The 18,220-nt window shown below is 70.4% G+C and carries 17 protein-coding genes and 1 riboswitch; of the genes, 1 reads left to right on the forward strand and 16 read right to left on the reverse strand.

Annotated elements, in window-relative coordinates; translation table 11 throughout:
• The 16 genes from kdpB to HEP74_RS17465 form a co-directional block, all read right to left on the reverse strand.
• Positions 1 to 2,061 carry a potassium-transporting ATPase subunit KdpB gene (gene kdpB / locus HEP74_RS17390; protein WP_185813924.1) on the reverse strand — a complete coding sequence of 687 codons (2,061 nt, stop codon included), beginning with the start codon at positions 2,059 to 2,061 and terminating at the stop codon, positions 1 to 3.
• Between the two features lie 10 nt (positions 2,062 to 2,071).
• Positions 2,072 to 3,907: a potassium-transporting ATPase subunit KdpA gene (kdpA, locus tag HEP74_RS17395; protein ID WP_185813925.1), complete on the reverse strand. Its 1,836-nt coding sequence runs from the start codon at positions 3,905 to 3,907 to the stop codon at positions 2,072 to 2,074.
• A 16-nt stretch (positions 3,908 to 3,923) separates the two neighbouring features.
• Positions 3,924 to 4,016 carry a potassium-transporting ATPase subunit F gene (locus HEP74_RS17400; RefSeq protein WP_046977662.1) on the reverse strand — a complete coding sequence of 31 codons (93 nt, stop codon included), beginning with the start codon at positions 4,014 to 4,016 and terminating at the stop codon, positions 3,924 to 3,926.
• A gap of 18 nt (positions 4,017 to 4,034) precedes the next feature.
• A complete protein-coding gene (locus HEP74_RS17405) occupies positions 4,035 to 4,763 on the reverse strand; it encodes a TorF family putative porin (RefSeq protein WP_185813926.1) in 729 nt (242 codons plus the stop codon).
• A gap of 187 nt (positions 4,764 to 4,950) precedes the next feature.
• Positions 4,951 to 6,528: a CocE/NonD family hydrolase gene (locus HEP74_RS17410; RefSeq protein WP_185813927.1), complete on the reverse strand. Its 1,578-nt coding sequence runs from the start codon at positions 6,526 to 6,528 to the stop codon at positions 4,951 to 4,953.
• 328 nt (positions 6,529 to 6,856) lie between these two features.
• Positions 6,857 to 7,837 carry a thiamine-phosphate kinase gene (thiL, locus tag HEP74_RS17415; protein ID WP_185813928.1) on the reverse strand — a complete coding sequence of 327 codons (981 nt, stop codon included), beginning with the start codon at positions 7,835 to 7,837 and terminating at the stop codon, positions 6,857 to 6,859.
• Positions 7,838 to 8,007: 170 nt separating this feature from the next.
• The gene (nusB, locus tag HEP74_RS17420; protein ID WP_185813929.1) at positions 8,008 to 8,475 is read right to left on the reverse strand and encodes a transcription antitermination factor NusB; all 468 of its coding nucleotides are present in this window, start codon (positions 8,473 to 8,475) and stop codon (positions 8,008 to 8,010) included.
• Positions 8,472 to 8,939, reverse strand: coding sequence for a 6,7-dimethyl-8-ribityllumazine synthase (ribH, locus tag HEP74_RS17425; RefSeq protein ID WP_058362180.1), 468 nt, complete (start codon positions 8,937 to 8,939; stop codon positions 8,472 to 8,474). The genes nusB and ribH overlap by 4 nt, the downstream gene beginning before the upstream one ends.
• A gap of 124 nt (positions 8,940 to 9,063) precedes the next feature.
• The gene (gene ribB / locus HEP74_RS17430; protein ID WP_185816679.1) at positions 9,064 to 10,200 is read right to left on the reverse strand and encodes a 3,4-dihydroxy-2-butanone-4-phosphate synthase; all 1,137 of its coding nucleotides are present in this window, start codon (positions 10,198 to 10,200) and stop codon (positions 9,064 to 9,066) included.
• A gap of 106 nt (positions 10,201 to 10,306) precedes the next feature.
• A complete protein-coding gene (locus HEP74_RS17435) occupies positions 10,307 to 10,906 on the reverse strand; it encodes a riboflavin synthase (protein WP_185813930.1) in 600 nt (199 codons plus the stop codon).
• A 78-nt stretch (positions 10,907 to 10,984) separates the two neighbouring features.
• A riboswitch (FMN riboswitch) is annotated at positions 10,985 to 11,157 on the reverse strand.
• 154 nt (positions 11,158 to 11,311) lie between these two features.
• Complete coding sequence (ribD, locus tag HEP74_RS17440; protein ID WP_185813931.1) at positions 11,312 to 12,430, reverse strand: bifunctional diaminohydroxyphosphoribosylaminopyrimidine deaminase/5-amino-6-(5-phosphoribosylamino)uracil reductase RibD; 1,119 nt, start codon at positions 12,428 to 12,430, stop codon at positions 11,312 to 11,314.
• On the reverse strand, positions 12,427 to 12,918 hold the full coding sequence (locus HEP74_RS17445; RefSeq protein ID WP_185813932.1) for a GNAT family N-acetyltransferase: 492 nt from the start codon (positions 12,916 to 12,918) through the stop codon (positions 12,427 to 12,429). The genes ribD and HEP74_RS17445 overlap by 4 nt, the downstream gene beginning before the upstream one ends.
• Positions 12,919 to 12,925: 7 nt before the next feature.
• Complete coding sequence (gene nrdR, locus HEP74_RS17450) at positions 12,926 to 13,456, reverse strand: transcriptional regulator NrdR (protein ID WP_009576486.1); 531 nt, start codon at positions 13,454 to 13,456, stop codon at positions 12,926 to 12,928.
• A 106-nt stretch (positions 13,457 to 13,562) separates the two neighbouring features.
• Positions 13,563 to 14,816 (reverse strand): serine hydroxymethyltransferase, encoded by a 1,254-nt coding sequence (gene glyA / locus HEP74_RS17455; protein ID WP_185813933.1) that lies wholly within the window; start codon positions 14,814 to 14,816, stop codon positions 13,563 to 13,565.
• Positions 14,817 to 14,940: 124 nt separating this feature from the next.
• Positions 14,941 to 15,402: an RcnB family protein gene (locus HEP74_RS17460; protein ID WP_185813934.1), complete on the reverse strand. Its 462-nt coding sequence runs from the start codon at positions 15,400 to 15,402 to the stop codon at positions 14,941 to 14,943.
• Positions 15,403 to 15,656: 254 nt separating this feature from the next.
• Positions 15,657 to 16,571: a helix-turn-helix transcriptional regulator gene (locus HEP74_RS17465; protein WP_221893131.1), complete on the reverse strand. Its 915-nt coding sequence runs from the start codon at positions 16,569 to 16,571 to the stop codon at positions 15,657 to 15,659.
• 133 nt (positions 16,572 to 16,704) lie between these two features.
• Between HEP74_RS17465 and HEP74_RS17470 the strand changes: the two genes are divergently transcribed.
• Positions 16,705 to 18,198: an MFS transporter gene (locus tag HEP74_RS17470; protein ID WP_221893132.1), complete on the forward strand. Its 1,494-nt coding sequence runs from the start codon at positions 16,705 to 16,707 to the stop codon at positions 18,196 to 18,198.
• Positions 18,199 to 18,220: the final 22 nt, after the last annotated feature.

Here is an 18,220-nt window from a genome sequence, read left to right on the forward strand (position 1 = left end):
TCAGCCCAGCGCCACCAGGATCATGTCGATCAATTTGATCCCGACGAACGGCAGCAACACGCCGCCGACGCCGTAGATCAGCATGTTCCGGCGCAGCAGCGAGGTCGCCGTGGCCGGGGTGAAGCGCACGCCGCGCAGCGCCAGCGGGATCAGCGCCGGAATCACCAGCGCGTTGAAGATCAACGCGGCCAGCACCGCATGCACCGGGCTGGACAGGCGCATCACGTTCAGCGCGGCCATCTGCGGGATCGAGGCGGCGAACAGCGCCGGCAGGATCGCGAAGTACTTGGACACGTCGTTGGCCAGCGAGAAGGTGGTCAGCGCGCCGCGGGTGATCAGCTGCTGCTTGCCCACTTCCACCACCGCCAGCAGCTTGGCCGGGTCCGAATCCAGATCGACCATGTTGCCGGCCTCCTTGGCCGCCTGCGTGCCCGAGTTCATCGCCAGGCCGACGTCGGCCTGGGCCAGCGCCGGCGCGTCGTTGGTGCCGTCGCCGACCATCGCCACCAGGCGCCCGCCGGCCTGCTCGGCACGGATGCGCGCGAGCTTGTCTTCCGGCGTGGCCTCGGCGATGTAGTCGTCGACGCCGGCCTCGGCGGCGATCGCCGCGGCGGTGAGCGGGTTGTCGCCAGTGATCATCACCGTCTTCACGCCCATCGCGCGCAGCCGTGCGAACTTCTCGCGCACGCCGTGCTTGACCACGTCCGACAGCTCGACCACGCCGAGCACATGCCGGCCCTCGGCCACCACCAGCGGCGTGGCGCCGCTGCGCGCGACCTGCTCGACGCGACCCTTCAGTTCCGCCGGCACCTGCCCGCCCAGCGCGGTGACGTGGCGGATCACCGCATCGGCCGCGCCCTTACGGATCGAACGCGGCGGCTGTTGCCCCTGCGCGGCCAGATCGACGCCGGACATGCGCGTCTGCGCGGTGAAGGCGACGAAGCTGGCGCCGTCCGGATCGGCCGGCGGCATGCCCTGCTCGCGCGCCAGGCGCACGATCGACTTGCCTTCCGGGGTCGGGTCGGCCAGCGAGGACAGCATCGCCGCCTCGCGCAGTTGCACCGCATCGACGCCGCTGAGCGCATGGAACGCGGTGGCCTGGCGGTCGCCGTAGGTAATGGTGCCGGTCTTGTCCAGCAGCAGCACGTCGACGTCGCCGGCTACTTCCACCGCCTTGCCCGACTTGGCCAGCACGTTCGCCGACAGCGCGCGGTTCATGCCGGCGATGCCGATCGCCGGCAGCAGCCCGCCGATGGTGGTCGGGATCAGGCACACCAGCAGCGCGATCAGCAGCAGCGGATCGATGCGCACGCCGACATAGCCGGCGATGATCGGCAAGCTCGCGACCACGATCAGGAAGGTCAGGGTCATCGCCGCCAGCAGCATGGTCAGCGCGATCTCGTTCGGTGTCTTCTGCCGGTTGGCGCCTTCGACCAGCGCGATCATGCGGTCCAGGAAACTGTGGCCCGGCTCGGCGGTGACCTTCACCACGATCTCGTCGGACAGCACCTTGGTGCCGCCGATCACGCCGGAACGGTCGGTGCCGGCCTCGCGCAGCACCGGCGCCGATTCGCCGGTGACCGCGGCTTCGTTGATGGTGGCCACGCCGTGCACGATCTCGCCGTCGGCCGGGATCAGTTCGCCGGCGGAGATCACCACCAGGTCGCCGGGCTTCAGTTCGGCGGCGGGAATGCTGGTTTCGCCGTCCAGTTGCGCGCTGCTCACCCGGCGCGCCACCAGGTCCTTGCGTGCGCGCCGCAGCGAGGCGGCCTGGCCGCGACCGCGCGCCTCGGCCACCGCTTCGGCGAAATTGCCGAACAGCACGGTGATCAGCAGGATCGCGGTCACCGCCCAGCCGAACGCGGGTGCGCCCTGCCCGGCCACGGTGATCAGCGCCGACAGCAAGGTGCCGGCGAACACCACCGCCATCACCGGACTGCCGAGCAGATGGCGTGGCGAAAGTTTCAGCACGCTGGCGCGCAGCGCCGCACGCAACGCGGGGCCGTCGAGCAGACCGGGCTTGTGGACGGAGGAAGAAGCTTGCGGAAGCGGGGTGCTCATGGTCGTGGTCTCAGTGCGCGGCAAGCGTCAGGTGATCGGCGATCGGGCCCAACACCAGTGCCGGCGTGAATTGCAGAACGGTCAGGACCGCGATGACCGCGATCAGGGTCAGCGCGAAGGTCGGCGTTTCCACCTGCAGGCTGCCGCCGGTTTCCGGCGCCACGCGCTTGCGCGCCATCTGCGCGGCCACGATCAGCGGCACGATCAGCGCCGGATAGCGGCCCAGGATCAGCACCAGCGTGCAGGTCAGGTTCCACCAGGGAATGCCGTCGCCGAGGCCTTCGAAGCCGGAGCCGTTGTTGGCGAACGCCGAGGTGTACTCGTAGAACACCTGGCTGATGCCGTGGAAGCCGGGATTGGAGGTGGCGGTGATCGCCGCCGGCATGGCCAGGGTCAGCGCGGTGAAGCCGAGCAGCACCAGCGGCTGCAGCAGGATCAGCAAGGCCAGCAGGCGCACTTCGCCGGCTTCGATCTTGCGCCCGAACAGCTCCGGCGTGCGCCCGGTCATCAGCCCGGCCAGGAACACGCTGAGCAGCAGGTACACCAGGAACTGCTGCAGGCCGCAGCCGATGCCGCCCCAGATCGCGTTGACCAGCATGTTGACCATGGCAACGCCGCCGGTCAGCGGCGCCAGCGAATCGTGCATCGCATTGACCGAGCCGTTGGAGGTCTGCGTGGTCAGCGACGACCACGCCGCCGAGGCATCGGCGCCGAAGCGCACTTCCTTGCCTTCCATCAGCGCCGCACTCGCGGTGCTGGCCGAATGGCCTTCGGACCACACCGACACCGCGGTGGAAGCCAGCGACATCGCCAGCATGCTGCCGAACACCAGCACGGTGAATTTGCGCCGGCCGGTGAACGGGCCGACCATGAACGCGATCGCCACCGGGATCAGCACGATCGCCAGCATCTCCAGCAGATTGGAGAACGGGGTCGGGTTTTCCAGCGCCATCGCGCTGTTGGGGCCGTACCAGCCGCCGCCGTTGGTGCCGAGCTGCTTGATCGCCACCATCGCCGCGACCGGGCCGAGCGGGATCTTCTGCGCGGCCATGCCGGCGCTGGCGTCCAGCGGCGTCGCGGTGGGGCCGGCGGCCAGCGTGGACGGCACGCCCTGCTGGGTCAGCAGCACGGTCCACAGCAGGCACAGCGGCAGCAGGAAGCGCAGCGTCGGCCGGATCACGTCGGCCCAGTAGTTGCCGACGTCGGCTTCGTCGACGCTGAGCGTGGTGTGCTGCATTGGTGCTACAGCGGTCGCATGCTGCCGTCCATGGCGCGACGACGTCGGCTCCGGATCCTCCTGCCCGGCCATCCATGGCCGGGCGCTCCCGGTCGCAGCCGATGCCGATAGGGCATCGGCTGAGCTTGCGACCGCTCGCCCACCGAACAGCGCGCGCAGCGTCGCCACCACCAGTGCCAGGCCCATCATCGGGGTGACGAACTGCAGCCCGACCACGCCCACCGCCTGCGACAGATACGACAGCTGCGCCTGGCCGGAGTAGTGCTGCTGGTCGGTGTTGGTCAGGAACGAGACCATGGTGTGCAGGGCCACGTCCCAGCGCATGTTGGGCACCGCATCGGGATTCAGCGGCAGCCACGCCTGGGTCACGAACAGGACGAACACCAGCACGCCCAGCACCAGGTTGCTGGCCAGGAACGCGCCGGCATAGCCGCGCCAGCTCATGCCGCGCGCCGGATCGGTGCCGAGCAGGCGGTACAGCGGCCGTTCGATCCAGCCGAACAGCGCGTCGCCGCGCATCGGCGCACCACGCATCACCTTGGCCAGGTACAGGCCGAGCGGCCAACCCAGCAGCAGCGCGAGCGCATAGACAAGCAATGTATCGATCATGGAAGTGGCACTCGGCTCAGAAATCTTCGGGACGCAGAATCACGTACAACAGGTAGCCGGCGGCGACGATCACCGCCACGCCGCAGATCAGCGATAGCCAGGTCGGCATGTCATCTCTCCTCGGAACTCAAAAGGTGGCTTGCAGCGCGGCTTCGACCCGCGTGCCGGCCATGTCGGGGAACAGCCGCTCGGCGGCGCGGTCGGTGTCGTGCGCGGTCAGCCGCAGCTCCAGCCCCGGTCCGCCCTGGCGGACGCTGGGCAGGGTGAACACGGCGCTGACCAGCCCATGCGTGTAGCTGTCTGCGTAGCTGCGGGCGAGCCAGTAGTGGCCCACCGCCGCCTCGACGCGGAAGCGCTCGTTGAACGGATAGCGCGCGCCGAGCTGCGCGTAGGTGCCAGTGCTGTCGCTGGCCAGCGCATCGTCGGACCAACCCAGCTGCGCCCACACGCGCTGCTTCCAGGTCACGGTGGCGCCCAGCTCGGTCCAGTTCAGCGCGGCGGCCGAGGGGTATTGGTAGCGGGTCAGGTTCGCGTCCCAGGCCCAGTCCGGCGTCCACTGGCCGCGCCAGCCGAGCACGCCATCGACTTCGGTGCTGGCGTGCGGGGTGCTGTCGAACTTGATCGACGAGGCCCACAGCGACGCGTACGCGCCGTTGTCGGCGGCCAGCGCCAGACCGGCCTGCACAGCGGGATCGCCGTCGCTCTGGGTGCTGCCGCGCCAGACGTAGTCGCTGGTGAGCGTGGCATTGCCGCTGACGCTGGCGGCGTCGGCCGCTGCGCTGCCGGCAACGAGAAAAAGCGCAAGCGCGCCGCGCGACAGGCGTCGGCGGGCGGCACAGGAAAGCGGGGAACGCATGACGTCGGATCCAGGGCGGAACCATTCCGCCGACCTGGTCATGTTCCGGCGCGGGGCCGTAAAGTCGCTATCGGCCGATGCCGGCTGCCGCGTAAATTTCGCGTAATTTCCGCGGCCGCGGGGCTACGGAGCTACGGCAAGACGCCGGAAAGGCCGGCATTGCGCCGGCCTTTCCGTCACACGCAGGTCAGTGCAGCGGCACGCTCAGGCTCGACGGCGCAGCCGCCGGCGAACTGAAGCTGACGCTGCCGCCGAAGCGGCTGGCCGAGCTGTAGCGCGGATCGGTGGTGTCCACCACCAGTACCAGGCGGTTGCCGGCCGGGATGTCGGCGGCGGTCGCCTGCAGCGGCAGGTCGATCGTGGTCGCCACACCCGGGGTCGCGTTGCGCAGCGTGTACGGCGCGTGGCTGAGCAGTTGCGCCACGCCGAGCCCGTTCATGCTGTACAGGTAGGCGAACAGCGACACATTGGCCTGGCTCGGAGTCACCGTCACCCGCAGCGACGGGCTGCCGGCCAGGCGCTTGGCGCTGGTGTACACCGGCCCGCTCCACACCGCCGCGCCGTTGCGATCCACCAGCGGGATCGAGGTGGTGACCGGCTGGCCCAGGCCCTGCAGCAGGCCGCTGACCAGCAGCACGCCCGAATCGGCAAGGGTCGGTACGCCGGTGGCGATGCCCTTGCTCCAACCGCTGCTGGTGCTGTTGGTCAGCGTGCCGGTCGCGATCAGGCCGCTCGGGCGGGTCAGCCCATAGCGGGTCGCGCCGGCCTGCACGCTGTTCCAGTCGGCGTAGCGCAGCCAGGTGCCGTTGAGCGTGGCCAGTTGCACCGGCTGCTCGCTGTCCACGCCGTTGGCCTGGCCCTTGAGGTAATGGTCGAACCAGCGGGTGGTTTCCGTGTAGACCTCGTTGGGCAGGCCGAGCGCGCCCGGCAGTTCGGCCGTGGCGTGATCGCCCTGGCTGAACATCAGGTGCTTGGGCCCGCTCAGGCGGTTGTACAGGTCGATGTACTGGTTCGGCGGGAACAGGCCGTCGTTGAACGCGTTGGCCATCAGCACCGCAGTGCCGTTGCGGTTGAGCGCCTGCACTTCGTTGATCACGCTGCGCTCGCCGGCCTTGGGCAGGAAGCCCTGCACCGCGCCGTCGTAGTCGCCGACCGCGACCCGCGCACTGATCTGCGCCAGGTCCGGCCCGGGCCGGCCGGTGATCGCGCCGGAGGCCACCAGCAGGCCGACGCCCTGTTCGCTGACCGTGGCGTTCGCGTACAGCGAGGCCTGCAGGTCGGCCCAGCCGCTGAGCGCGGCCACTGCCTTGATCCGCGGATCGCGCGCGGCGGCGAGCAGGCTGGTGCCGGCACCGTAGGAAATGCCGGACACGCCGATCGCCTTGGCATTAGCCGGGGTGTTGGCCAGCGCCCAGTCGATCACCGTGCTGACATCTTCCACCGTCGGCGCCCCGGCGATATCGATCACGCCTGCCGAATCCCAGAACCCGCGCGAGGTGTAGCTGACCACCACGTAGCCGTTGCTGGCCAGCTCGCTGGCGCGGCCCACGTATTCCAGGTTGGGCAGCGACCAGCTGGCCGGCATCACCACCAGCGGGAACGGCCCGGTCCCCTGCCCCTGCGGCACCAGCACCAGCGCGCCGAGCTTGGTGCCGTCCCAACTGGAAATGGTCTGGTACTGCTTGCTGAAACCTCCGGCGGACGCGGCGGAGGAGAACAACAGCATCGCGCACAGGGCGATGCAGCGGGACACGGACATACGCATGTACTGCCTCCCAAACGGCGCCGGGTCGGAATGGCCCAGCTGCCAGAAACGGTTACGGGTACGCGATGCGGGGGAATCGGGCGTCGCGACCATACCAGCCGGTACGGACAAGTTCACGCCGCAGTGCGGCACGGTATGGTGGGGCGCTTGTGGCTGCCCTGGGTTCTCAGCTGGTCCGCCGTCTTTAGCTTCGGCCGTACCCTCATCCGCCCCTTCGGGGCACCTTCTCCCGATGGGAGAAGGGAACAGCCGCGATGTGCCTTAGCCCCTCTCCCACCGGGAGAGGGGTTGGGGTGAGGGTCCGGCGCGAAGCGACTCGCGGACTTCCCTACCCGGCGAAAAAATGCTCGTAGCCGCGCCGCGGCGGCTGCCAGGGCTGGCCGTCCGCGTCGCGCACGACGATGCCGCCGCCGCCGGCGACGATGCGCCCGATCGGCGTCGCTTCCTCGCCGATCGCCCGCAACGCCTGCACGATGGCTGCGCGTTGCGCCGGTGCGGCGGTGAAGCACAGTTCGTAGTCGTCGCCGCCGCCCAGTTGCCAGGCGTGGACCTGCGCGGCGCTCGCCTCCGCCGGCGCGGCGACTGCCGGCAATGCGGCCAACCACAGTTCGGCTCCGACGCCGCTGCGCGCGCAGATGTGGTCCAGGTCGGCCAGCAGGCCGTCGGAAATGTCCACGCAGGCGTGCGCCAGGCCGCGCAGGCGCAGCCCGGCCTGGACCCGCGGCGACGGCCGCAGCAGGCGCTGGCGCAGATGTTCGTGCACGGGATCGGCGGCGGCACGGGCCACGTCCAGGCGCCCGGCCTGCCACAGCGCCAGCGCCGCAGCAGCCTCGCCGGGACGGCCGCTGACCCAGATCTCGTCGCCCGGCTGCGCGCCGTCGCGGCGCAGCGCCGCGCCGGGCGCCACACTGCCGATCGCGGTGACCGACAGCGACAGCGGCCCGCGCGTGGTGTCGCCGCCGGCCAGCACGATGCCGTGCGCATCGGCCAGGGCGAAGAAGCCGTCGGCGAAGGCGTCGATCCAGCCGGCATCCTCGTGCGGCAACGACAGCGACAGCGTGCACCAGCGCGGCTGCGCGCCCATCGCGGCGAGATCGGACAGGTTCACCGCCAGCGTCTTCCAGCCCACGTCGGCGGGTGCGGTCTCCAGCGGAAAGTGCACGCCGGCGTTGAGCGTATCGGTGGTGATCGCCAGTTGCTCACCCGACGGCGGCTGCAGCAGCGCCGCATCGTCGCCGATGCCCAACGGCACGTCCGCATGCGTCCCGATCCGGGCACGCAGGCGATCGATCAGATCGAATTCGGGCATTTTGAGGCTGGGAATGGGGAATCGAGAATGGGGAATGGGAAGAGCGAGGGCAACAGCCGAGACGCCAACTGCCACAGGGCGCGACCGCCGCGGCAGTCGCTTTTAGCTTTTTGGCTTTTTAGCTTTTGCCATTCCCTATTCCCTATTCTCGATTCCCCATTCCCAGCTACTCAGCCACCCGACTCCACCGTGCGCCATTCCAGCGCGGCGCGGTCGAGCACGCCGTTGACGTAGGTGTGGCCGTGCTCGGAGCCGAAACGCTTGGCGGTTTCGATGGCTTCGTTGATCACCACGCGGTACGGCACGTCGTGGCGGTGCAGCAGTTCGTAGGCGGCCAGGCGCAGCACTGCGCGCTCGATCGCGTCCACTTCCTCGACGGTGCGGTCCAGGTATCCGACCAGCGCCGCGTCCAGTTCGGCGCGGTGCTTGAGCACGCCTTCGACCAGGTTCTCGAAGTACACCAGGTCGGCGATCTCGTGCGCCTGCTCGTGCGCGAACTGCGCGATCACGTGCTGCGTGGTGCCGCCGGCGATCTGCCAGGCGTAGATCGCCTGCAGCGCACGCCGGCGCGCGCGCGAACGCAGCACCGGATCGACGCCGTCGCGGCGGACATGCTTGTGGCCAGCGGGCTTGTTCATCGCAGCAGCTCCAGGAGATTGACCATTTCCAGCGCGGTCAGCGCCGCTTCCTCGCCCTTGTTGCCATGGCTGCCGCCGGCGCGCGCCTCGGCGTCCTCGACCTGCTCCACCGCCAGCACGCCGTTGAGCACCGGGATGCGGAAGTCCAGCGACACCCGCAGCAGGCCTTCGGCGCAGCCATCGGCCACGTGTTCGTAGTGGCGGGTGTCGCCGCGGATCACGCAGCCCAGCGCGATGATCGCCGCGTGCTTGCCGGCGGCGGCCAGGCGCGCGGCGGCCAGCGGCAGTTCCCACGCGCCGGGCACGCGGATCACGTCCACCGCCTCGTCGGCGATGCCGTTGCCGGACAGGCTCTCCCGCGCGCCGGCGACCAGCACGTCGGTGATGCGCGCGTTCCAGCGGCTGGCGATGATCGCGAAACGGGCCGCTGCAGGAGCGCGGAGGTCGCCTTCGTAGTGGGTCATGGCGGTGGCAGGTTCAGTGGGTGGGAGAGTTTAGCAGGCGGCGTGTTTGGGGCCGGGAACTCGGGACTCGGGACTCGGGACTCGCAAGAGCGTAAGACGCCGATCACCCAGCAGCGCAGGCGAGTCAGCTTTTTCCGAATCCCGAATCCCGAATCCCCAATCCCGGCTCCAACTCCACATGCTCCACCACCTCCAGCCCGAACCCGGCCAGGCCGACCTGCCGGCGCGGCGTGCCCAGCACGCGCAGCTTGCCCAGGCCCAGGTCGGCCAGGATCTGGCTGCCGGCGCCGTTGCGCCGCCACTGCCCCACGTCCTTGCTGTTGGCGACCACGTCCGGCTGCTTGCGCAGCCGCGCCAGCAGCGCCTGGCTGTCGCGCGGCGCCGACAGCACCACCATGACCCCGCTGTCGGCGGCGGCGATCGCGCGCAGCGCGTCGCTGGCGGCCACGCCGAAATCATCGCGGCGCCAGTGCAGCAGGTCGGCCAGCGGGTTTTCCACCTGCACCCGCACCAGGGTCGGCGTGTCCGCGTCCGGGGCGCCGCGGACCAGCGCGAAATGCAGGTCGTGGGCGATGCGGTCGCGATAGGTGACCAGGGTGAAGCCGCCGAACTCGGTCTCGATGCTGCGCTCGTCGATGCGCTCGACGGTGTGCTCGGTGGCCAGGCGGTAGGCGATCAGGTCGGCGATCGAGCCCATCTTCAGCCCGTGCAGGCGCGCGAATTCCTCCAGCTGCGGGCGCCGCGCCATGCTGCCGTCGGGATTGAGCACTTCCACCAGCACCCCGGCCGGCTCCAGCCCGGCCAGCAGCGGCAGGTCACCGGCGGCCTCGGTGTGGCCGGCGCGAGTCAGCACGCCACCGGGCTGGGCGATCAGCGGGAAGATGTGCCCGGGCTGGCTCAGGTCGTGCGGCTTGGCATCGGGTTTGACCGCGGTGCGCACGGTATGCGCGCGGTCATAGGCGGAGATGCCTGTGGTGACGCCCTCGGCGGCCTCGATGCTGACGGTGAAGTTGGTGTGGAACTGCGCGGTGTTGTGCTGGACCATCGGCGCCAGCCCGAGCTGCGCGCAGCGCTCGCGGGTCAGCGACAGGCACACCAGGCCGCGCGCATGGGTGACCATGAAATTGATGTCCGAGGGCTTGACCAGCTCGGCGGCCATGATCAGGTCGCCCTCGTTCTCGCGGTCCTCGTCGTCGACGATGACCACCATGCGGCCGGCGCGGATTTCCTCCAGCAGCTCGGGGACGGGGGCGAAGTTCAGGCTGGGGGCGGTGGATGGCGACATGAGGGACTCGCAGAAGACGGAAGGCGCCGCGCGCCGCCGCGGGCAGCGGCGACGGCACGGCAGATGACGGGTGCGGCGCAGGTCAGCCCTGGCGGCCGTGCAGCAGGCGTTCGACGTAGCGCGCGACCAGGTCGATCTCCAGGTTCACCGCCGCGCCGACCGCGGTATGCGCGAACGCGGTGTTCGCCACCGTGTGCGGGATCAGCGCCACCTCGAAGCCGGCGTCGTCCACGTCGTTGACGGTCAGGCTGACCCCGTCCACGCAGATCGAGCCTTTCTTGGCGATGTAGCGCAGCAGCGCCGGCGGCGCGGCGAAACGCCAGCGTTGCGCGCGCGCGTCCTCGTGGACCGACAGCACGCTGCCGAGGCCATCGACATGGCCGCTGACCAGATGCCCGCCGAGCCGATCGGTCGGGCGCATCGCCCGCTCCAGGTTCAGCGCCGCGCCTTCGGCGAGCGCGCCGAGCGTGGTCAGGGACAGGGTTTCGGTGGACGCATCGGCCTGGAACGAGGCCGCGTCGAAGGCGACCACGGTCAGGCACACGCCGTTGACCGCGATGCTCTCGCCGAGCTGCACATCGGCGAACGGCAGGTTGCCGGTGGAGAAGGTGAAGCGGATATCGCCGCCCTGCGGCTGGCTTGCGGCCAGGCGGCCGACGCCTTCGATGATTCCGGTGAACATAAACGTTTCTCGCAAGAATGGTGAGCGAAAAACGCCACAAGGCAAACAGGCACGCGCACAGCCGCAAGGCTGCGCGAAGGCCGTCTTCTTTCATCCGGACTATACCGTCGGCTCCGGCATCGGACCGGATCTGCTGACCTTGGATTCCCGCACCCGCACTGCATGCCGGTTCGACGACCCAAGCGCTCGCGGGCTCGTGCGCGAACGCACCTACCGCCGGTGGGGAATCGCACCCCGCCCTGAAGACGTTTGTGGTTGCCGGCGAACCGGCGTGCGCATTCTAGCAGGGCGCGGCTTGGCACCCGCTGCGGCGGGGCGCGCCACCGATGGGACGTAGCGTCGCGGCGAAGGCGGCAACCGTGCGCCGTGGCGGCAGCACGCCGGCGCAGCGGATGGCGGTTGCCGTTACCCCGCGTCCACCGCCACCGGCCGCAGCAGCAGGCGCAGGTCGTCGCCGATCTGGCGCGTCTCCAGCAACTGCAGCGGCACGCGCTGCGCCATGGTGTCGATGCCCAGCCCGGCCAGCAGCGGACGCGCGGCGTCGCCGAGTAGCAGCGGCGCCAGGTACAGCAGCAGTTCGTCGACCAGGCCGGCGCGCAGCAGCGCGCCGCTCAGGGTCGCGCCGGCCTCGACCTGCACCTCGTTGATGCCGCGCGCGGCGAGCAGACGCAGCACCGCGTCCAGGTCGAAGCGGCCCGACTGCAATGCGACCGTGGCGAACTCGACCCCAGGCAGCGCCGGCGGCGCCACGCCCAGCGCATGCAGGTACAGGGTCGGCGCCGCAGCGTCGCGCACCTTGGCCTGCTGCAGCGTGCGCAGTTGCGCATCCAGCACCACCCGCAACGGCGGCACGGCCTCGGCGCCGTCGTCCAGGCGCACGCTCAGCGACGGGTCGTCGGCCAGCACGGTGCCGGCGCCGGTGAGGATCGCACCGGCGCGCGCGCGCCAATGCTGCACGTCCTGGCGCGCGGCCGCGCCGGTGATCCATTTCGATTCGCCGCTGGCCAGCGCGGTGCGCCCGTCCAGGCTGGCGCCGAGCTTGACCCGCAGCCACGGCCGGCCGCGTTCCACCCGCGACAGGAAGCCGCGATTCAGCGCGCGCGCCTGCGCGTCCATCAGCCCGAAACGAACCTCGATGCCGGCTTCGCGCAGCAGCGCGAAGCCGCCGCCGTTGACCTGCGGAAACGGGTCGGCCATCGCCGCCACCACCCGCGTCACCCCGGCTTCGATCAGCGCCAGCGCGCACGGCGGGGTGCGCCCGTAGTGCGCGCACGGCTCCAGGGTCACGTAGGCGGTGGCGCCGCGCGCGCGCGCGCCGGCGGCGCGCAGCGCGAACACCTCCGCATGCGGACCGCCAGCGCGCTGGTGGAAGCCCTCGCCGACCACGGCGCCGTCGCGCACGATCACGCAGCCGACCATCGGGTTGGGACGCGTGGTGTAGGCGCCGCGCTCGGCCAGGCGCAGCGCCTGCGCCATGTGCCGATGATCGTCGGCGGAAAAATCACTCATGACGTCCGCGCTCATGACGTCTGCGCCCGTACCGCCAGCGCGCCGGTGTCGATGCGCATCACCGTCACCTGCAGCGGCCCCAGCGGCAGCTGCGCATGCGGCTCCCAGCCCAGTCCTTCGTAGTAGGGCACCAGCCGCGCTTCGCAATACAGATACAGATACCCCACCTGCAGCCGCGCTGCGGCCTGCACGCAATGCGCGACCAGGTGCGCGCCGACGCCGCCGCTGCGCGCCTGCGGGCGCACGTACAGCGTCGCCAGCCACGGCGAGAACTGGCGGATGCGCGCATCGTCGTTCTGCAGCAGGCTGACCGAACCCAGCCAGTCGTCGCCATCGAGCGCGATCCAACTGGTCGGGATGCGGGTATCGCAGCGATGGCTGCGCAGGTCGGCCTCGGCCTCGACCACGTTCCACTCCGGCAGCAGCTCGCCGAAGGCCTGCAGGTGTTCGCGGGCCAACGCCGTAATGTGCTGCGGCGCCTCGGCCAGGCAGACGATGCGCATGCCGCCCTCAGCGCTTGCCGGACTTGTCGCCCGGCTTGTCAGCGCGGACCAGCTCCAGCAGCGGCAACTGTTCGCTGCCTACCGGCAACTCGCGTTCGAGCTTCTCGATCTCCTCGCGGAAATCGGCCACGTCCTGGAAGCTGCGGTACACCGAGGCGAAGCGCACGTAGCCGACGTGGTCGAGCTTGCGCAGTTCGGCCATCACGTATTCGCCGACGCGGATCGACGGCAACTCGCGCTCGCCGGACATGCGCAGCTGGTGCACCACCGCACGCACCGCCGCCTCGATCTGCTCCTCGGCCACCGGCCGCTTCTGCAGCGCGCGATCGAAGCTGGTGCGCAGCTTGCGCGCGTCGAAGGCCTCGCGACCGCCGTCGCTCTTGATCACCGTCGGCAGCTTCAGCTCGATCGTCTCCAGCGTGCTGAACCGCTCGCCGCACGCCTCGCACTCGCGGCGGCGACGGATCGTCGCGCCGTCCTCGGACACCCGCGAATCGATCACGCGGGTGTCGGTGTGCTGGCAGAAGGGGCAGTGCATTCAGAGCGCCGGGATTGGGGAGTGGGAAGTGGGGATTCGGAAACGCGCGGGTCCACGGGAATGGCCGTTGGCCAATCCCGAATCCCCAATCCCGAATCCCCGCCGCTCAGCCATACACCGGATACTTCCGGCACTGCGCGGTCACCGCGTCGCGCACGCGGGCGATGACGGCGTCGTCGGCCGGGGCGTCGAGCACGTCGGCGATCCAGTTTGCCAGGTCGATGCTGTCCTGCTCCAGGTAGCCGCGGGTGGTGATGGCCGGGGTGCCCAGGCGCAGGCCCGAGGTCACGAACGGCGAGCGCGGGTCGTTGGGCACCGCGTTCTTGTTGACGGTGATGTGGGCCTTGCCCAGCGCCGCTTCCGCGTCCTTGCCGGACACGTCCTTGCCGATCATGTCCACCAGCATCAGGTGGTTCTCGGTGCCGCCGGAGACGATCTTGTAGCCGCGCGCGATCAGGGTCTTGGCCATCGCCTGCGCGTTCTTCACCACCTGCTGCTGGTAGGTCTTGAACTCCGGCTCCAGCGCTTCCTTGAACGCCACCGCCTTGGCCGCGATCACGTGCATCAGCGGACCGCCCTGGATGCCCGGGAACACGATCGACTGCAGCTTCTTGACCAGGTCCTCGCTCGCGCCCTTGGCCAGGATGATGCCGCCACGCGGGCCGCGCAGGGTCTTGTGGGTGGTCGAGGTGACCACGTGCGCGTGCTCCAGCGGGCTCGGGTAGACGCCGGCGGCGACCAGGCCGGCCACGTGCGCCATGTCCACGAACAGCACCGCGCCGACCTGGTCGGCGATGGCGCGGAAGCGCGCCCAGTCGATCTTCTGCGAATACGCGGAGAAGCCGGCCACGACCATCTTCGGCTTGTGCTCCAGCGCCAGCCGCTCGACTTCGTCGTAATCGATCAGGCCCTGCTCGTTTACGCCGTACTGCACCGCGTTGAACAGCTTGCCGGAGACGTTGACCTTGGCGCCGTGGGTCAGGTGGCCGCCGTGGGCCAGCGACATGCCCAGGATGGTGTCCCCCGGCTGCAGCAGCGCCAGGTACACCGCCTGGTTGGCCTGCGAACCCGAATGCGGCTGCACGTTCGCATAGTCGGCACCGAACAGCTGCTTGACCCGATCGATCGCCAACTGCTCGGCGATGTCGACGAATTCGCAGCCGCCGTAGTAGCGCTTGCCCGGGTAGCCCTCGGCGTACTTGTTGGTCAGCTGGCTGCCCTGGGCTTCCATCACCAGCGGGCTGCAGTAGTTCTCGCTGGCGATCAGCTCGACATGGTCTTCCTGGCGGCCGGCTTCGGCGGCGATGGCCTGGGCCAGTTCGGGATCGTAGGTTTCGATGCGGGCGGCACGCGGGAACATCGGGTCTCCAGGGGGCATGGACAAAAGGCAGACCGCTAGTTTAAGCCCCGCGCAGGGCCGGCGGCGAACCAAAACGACGACGGCCTCCCGAAGGAGGCCGTCGTGGCGTGCCGTGCGGCCCGGATCAGCGGCCGTTGAGCACCAGGTCGGCGATGATGCCGCTGGCGATGGCGACCATCAGCAGGTTGCCGCGGTCGTCGCGCACCCAGCGGTAGCCGTACGGCGGGCGCCGCACCTGGTAGCGGTCGTAGTCGTAGACCACGTAGTTGGGACCGTAGTAGCGCTGGCCGCGCGCCCACGGCGGCGGGCCCGGACGGTAGTAGACGACGTCCGGACGGCCGCGGTAGCCGTCGCGATAGCCCTGGCTGTAGTAGCGGCGGTCGTCGTGGCGTTCGCGTTCGCGCCAGTAGCGGTCGCGATCATGGTCGTGCCGGTCGTAGTCGCGGTCGCGCCGGTCGTGATCGCGGTCGTGCCAGCCGCGCGGATCGCGGTTGTCCCAACCGTCGCGGGCGAACGCCGCGGGCGCCATGAAACCCAGCGCCAGCAGGGACGAAAGGGCAAGGGTGGCAATGCGTTTGATGTTCATGGCTGCTCCGTCACTTTTGGTGTCACGACTGCATTAATGCGCTTGTCGTCTGAACCGCTTCCTGCTGGAACCGGTTACGTATTCAGCTTTCCCGAAACGGGTAAGCGCGCATTACGTTTCGGCCCTCTTTTTCCTGTCCACGGCGGCGTTTCGACGTGATCGGCGACACCGGCGCAGGCCTGTCCGCCGCAACCCGGCACGCATGCCGCCATCTGCGCTGACCGGCGCCCTGGCTCCGGCCTGCGCACCTGCGCTCAGTGGCGGTGGGCCGGAGCGGCAACCTCGGCCGGCTGCGCATGCAGTTGCAGCAGCGCGACCCGCGCCGCCTCGTCGGCAGGCAGGTACACCACCAGCCGATTGCCGTTGCGCGGCGCCGACCACCAGTTGACCTGCTGCAGCTGCAGTTCGCCCGCCTGCGGGTGGTGGAAGCGCTTGAGCTGGTTTTCCACCCCGCGCACCTCGCGCCGCTGCTGCCACAGGCCATCGAACTCGGGCGAGGCGGCGCGGTAGCGCGCCAGCAGGCGCTCCCAGGCCGGTTCGCCCAGGTGCTCGCCCATCGCGGCGTGCAACAGCGCCACCATGTGCTGCAGCGCGTTGTCCCGATCGGCCAGGCGCGCGCGCCAGTGCGGGTTGGTGAACGCCTGGTAGACGCAGTTGCGGTCGGCTTCCGGCAGCTCCGCCAGGGTCACTCCCATCAGCCGCTCGAAGGCCGGATTGGCGCCGAGGATGTCGAAGCGCGGACTCTGCAGCATCGCCGGCCAGGGGCCGAGCTGATCGAGCAGCATGCGCCCGGTGTCGGTCAATCGCTCGCACGGCGGCTGCAACCGGGGCGCCACATCGCCCAATCCGGCAAGCGCCAGCACGTGGCCGGTTTCCACCTCCGAGCACTGCAGGGCGCCGGCGATGGCGGTCAGCACGCGTGCGGAGGCGCGCACCGGCCGCCCCTGTTCGAGCCAGGTGTACCAGGTGACGCCGACGTCGGCGAGCGCGGCCACCTCCTCGCGGCGCAGGCCCGGCGTGCGGCGCCTGCCGGCACGCGGCAGGCCCAGCCGCGCCGGATCCAGGCTCTCCCGGCGCGCCCGCAGGAAGGCGCCGAGCGCGCGCGCACGTTCGACCGCCAGCGCGGGGCCGTGCATGGCAGCGGCAGCGCCGCCCGCCGCGTCGGTCATGGGATCCACCCGATCACCCGTCATTTGCCGTTCTCCCTGCTCCACCGCAGCGATCCCAATCGCAGGCAGGAAGCGCCAGTACCAGGATAAATAACTACTTGTACCAGTTTAAGCGGTCCGGATACTGCACGCCATGACCACCTCCTCCGCTCCCGCCGCCGCGCCCCATTCCCTCGACCGCCTCGACCGGCAGCCGCCGGCGTGCGCCTGCCCGAGCGCCTCGCCGCCGAGGCTGGGCGCCTGGGGCCTGGCGATCCTGCTGCTCGGGCAGATGCTGCCGCTGATCGACTTTTCCATCATCAACGTCGCCCTCGGCTCGATCGCCCACACGCTGCATGCCTCGGCGACGGCGCTGGAACTGATCGTGGCGGTGTACGGCGTGGCCTTCGCGGTGGGCCTGGCCGCGGGCGGGCGGCTGGGCGATAACCTGGGCCGGCGTCGGGTGTTCGCCGCCGGCGTGCTGCTGTTCGCGGTGGCCTCGCTGCTGTGCGGGCTGGCCGGATCGGTGGCCGCCCTGCTCGCCGGTCGCGTGCTGCAGGGCCTGGGCGCAGCGCTGGCGGTGCCGCAGATCCTCGCCACCATCCACGTCAGCCTGCGCGGCACGGCGCATGCGCGGGCGCTGGCGCTGTACGGCTCGCTGGGCGGGATCGCCTTCGTCATCGGCCAGGTGCTGGGCGGCACCCTGGTCACTGCCGACATCGCCGGTTCCGGCTGGCGCGCCATCTTCCTGATCAACCTGCCGTTCTGCGTGCTGGCGCTGGCGGGCCTGCGCGCGGTGCCGGAGACGCGCGCGGCGCGGCGGATGCCGCCCGACCTGGCCGGTGCCGGGTTGCTGGGGCTGTTCCTGGCCTGCCTGCTGCTGCCGCTGGCGCTCGGCCCCACGCTGCATTGGTCGGCGCCGTGCCTGGCGGTGCTGGCCGCCACCGTGCCCTTGCTGGCGGCGCTGGCCCGCACCGAAGCCTGGCAGGAACGCCGCGGCCGCGTGCCGCTGCTGCCGCCGGCGCTGCTGCGCCTGCCCAGCGTGCGCTTCGCGTTGCTGCTGGGCGCGCTGTTCTTCGCCTGCTGGAGCGGCTTCATGTTCGTGCTGGCGCTGACCCTGCAGTCCGGCGCCGGGCTGTCGCCGCTGCAGTCGGGCAATGCCTTCATCGTGCTCGGCGCGGCGTACTTCTGTTCGGCGTTGCTCAGCGCGCGCGCGGTGGCCCGGTTCGGGCTGCTGCCGACGCTGCTGCTGGGCTGCACGGTGCAGATGCTGGGCCTGCTCGCGCTGGCGTGGACCTTGCGCGCGGTGTGGCCGCATCCCGGCTGGCTCGCGCTGGCGCCGGCGACGGCGCTGATCGGTGCCGGACAGGCGTGGATCGTGGCCTGCTTCTACCGCATCGGCCTGTCGCAGGTACCGACCGAGCATGCCGGTGCGGGCAGCGCCATGCTTTCCACCGTGCTGCAGGCGGCGATGGGCCTGGGCCCGGCGGCGCTGGGTGCGGTCTACGCGCATGCGCGCGGCGGCGGCAGCCTGGCGGCGATGCAGGCGGCATTGGTCAGCGAGTGGCTGGCGATGCTGCTGCTGGTGGCCTGCACGCTGGTCTACCGGCAGCGCCAGCGGCGCCTGGCGCCCGCCGCGGCGACCTGAACCCAGCCGCTCCCGGCACCGC

Origin of the sequence: Xanthomonas sp. SS, from assembly GCF_014236835.1 — a bacterium.
GTDB lineage: Bacteria > Pseudomonadota > Gammaproteobacteria > Xanthomonadales > Xanthomonadaceae > Xanthomonas_A.

What these genes read in the sequence shown, in the direction of transcription:
- kdpB (WP_185813924.1), bottom strand. Translation starts at nt 2,061, where the DNA reads ATGAGCACCCCGCTTCCGCAAGCTTCTTCCTCCGTCCACAAGCCCGGT.
- kdpA (WP_185813925.1), bottom strand. Translation starts at nt 3,907, where the DNA reads ATGATCGATACATTGCTTGTCTATGCGCTCGCGCTGCTGCTGGGTTGG.
- HEP74_RS17400 (WP_046977662.1), bottom strand. Translation starts at nt 4,016, where the DNA reads ATGCCGACCTGGCTATCGCTGATCTGCGGCGTGGCGGTGATCGTCGCC.
- HEP74_RS17405 (WP_185813926.1), bottom strand. Translation starts at nt 4,763, where the DNA reads ATGCGTTCCCCGCTTTCCTGTGCCGCCCGCCGACGCCTGTCGCGCGGC.
- HEP74_RS17410 (WP_185813927.1), bottom strand. Translation starts at nt 6,528, where the DNA reads ATGCGTATGTCCGTGTCCCGCTGCATCGCCCTGTGCGCGATGCTGTTG.
- thiL (WP_185813928.1), bottom strand. Translation starts at nt 7,837, where the DNA reads ATGCCCGAATTCGATCTGATCGATCGCCTGCGTGCCCGGATCGGGACG.
- nusB (WP_185813929.1), bottom strand. Translation starts at nt 8,475, where the DNA reads ATGAACAAGCCCGCTGGCCACAAGCATGTCCGCCGCGACGGCGTCGAT.
- ribH (WP_058362180.1), bottom strand. Translation starts at nt 8,939, where the DNA reads ATGACCCACTACGAAGGCGACCTCCGCGCTCCTGCAGCGGCCCGTTTC.
- HEP74_RS17435 (WP_185813930.1), bottom strand. Translation starts at nt 10,906, where the DNA reads ATGTTCACCGGAATCATCGAAGGCGTCGGCCGCCTGGCCGCAAGCCAG.
- ribD (WP_185813931.1), bottom strand. Translation starts at nt 12,430, where the DNA reads ATGAGCGCGGACGTCATGAGTGATTTTTCCGCCGACGATCATCGGCAC.
- HEP74_RS17445 (WP_185813932.1), bottom strand. Translation starts at nt 12,918, where the DNA reads ATGCGCATCGTCTGCCTGGCCGAGGCGCCGCAGCACATTACGGCGTTG.
- nrdR (WP_009576486.1), bottom strand. Translation starts at nt 13,456, where the DNA reads ATGCACTGCCCCTTCTGCCAGCACACCGACACCCGCGTGATCGATTCG.
- glyA (WP_185813933.1), bottom strand. Translation starts at nt 14,816, where the DNA reads ATGTTCCCGCGTGCCGCCCGCATCGAAACCTACGATCCCGAACTGGCC.
- HEP74_RS17460 (WP_185813934.1), bottom strand. Translation starts at nt 15,402, where the DNA reads ATGAACATCAAACGCATTGCCACCCTTGCCCTTTCGTCCCTGCTGGCG.
- HEP74_RS17465 (WP_221893131.1), bottom strand. Translation starts at nt 16,571, where the DNA reads ATGACCGACGCGGCGGGCGGCGCTGCCGCTGCCATGCACGGCCCCGCG.
- HEP74_RS17470 (WP_221893132.1), top strand. Translation starts at nt 16,705, where the DNA reads ATGACCACCTCCTCCGCTCCCGCCGCCGCGCCCCATTCCCTCGACCGC.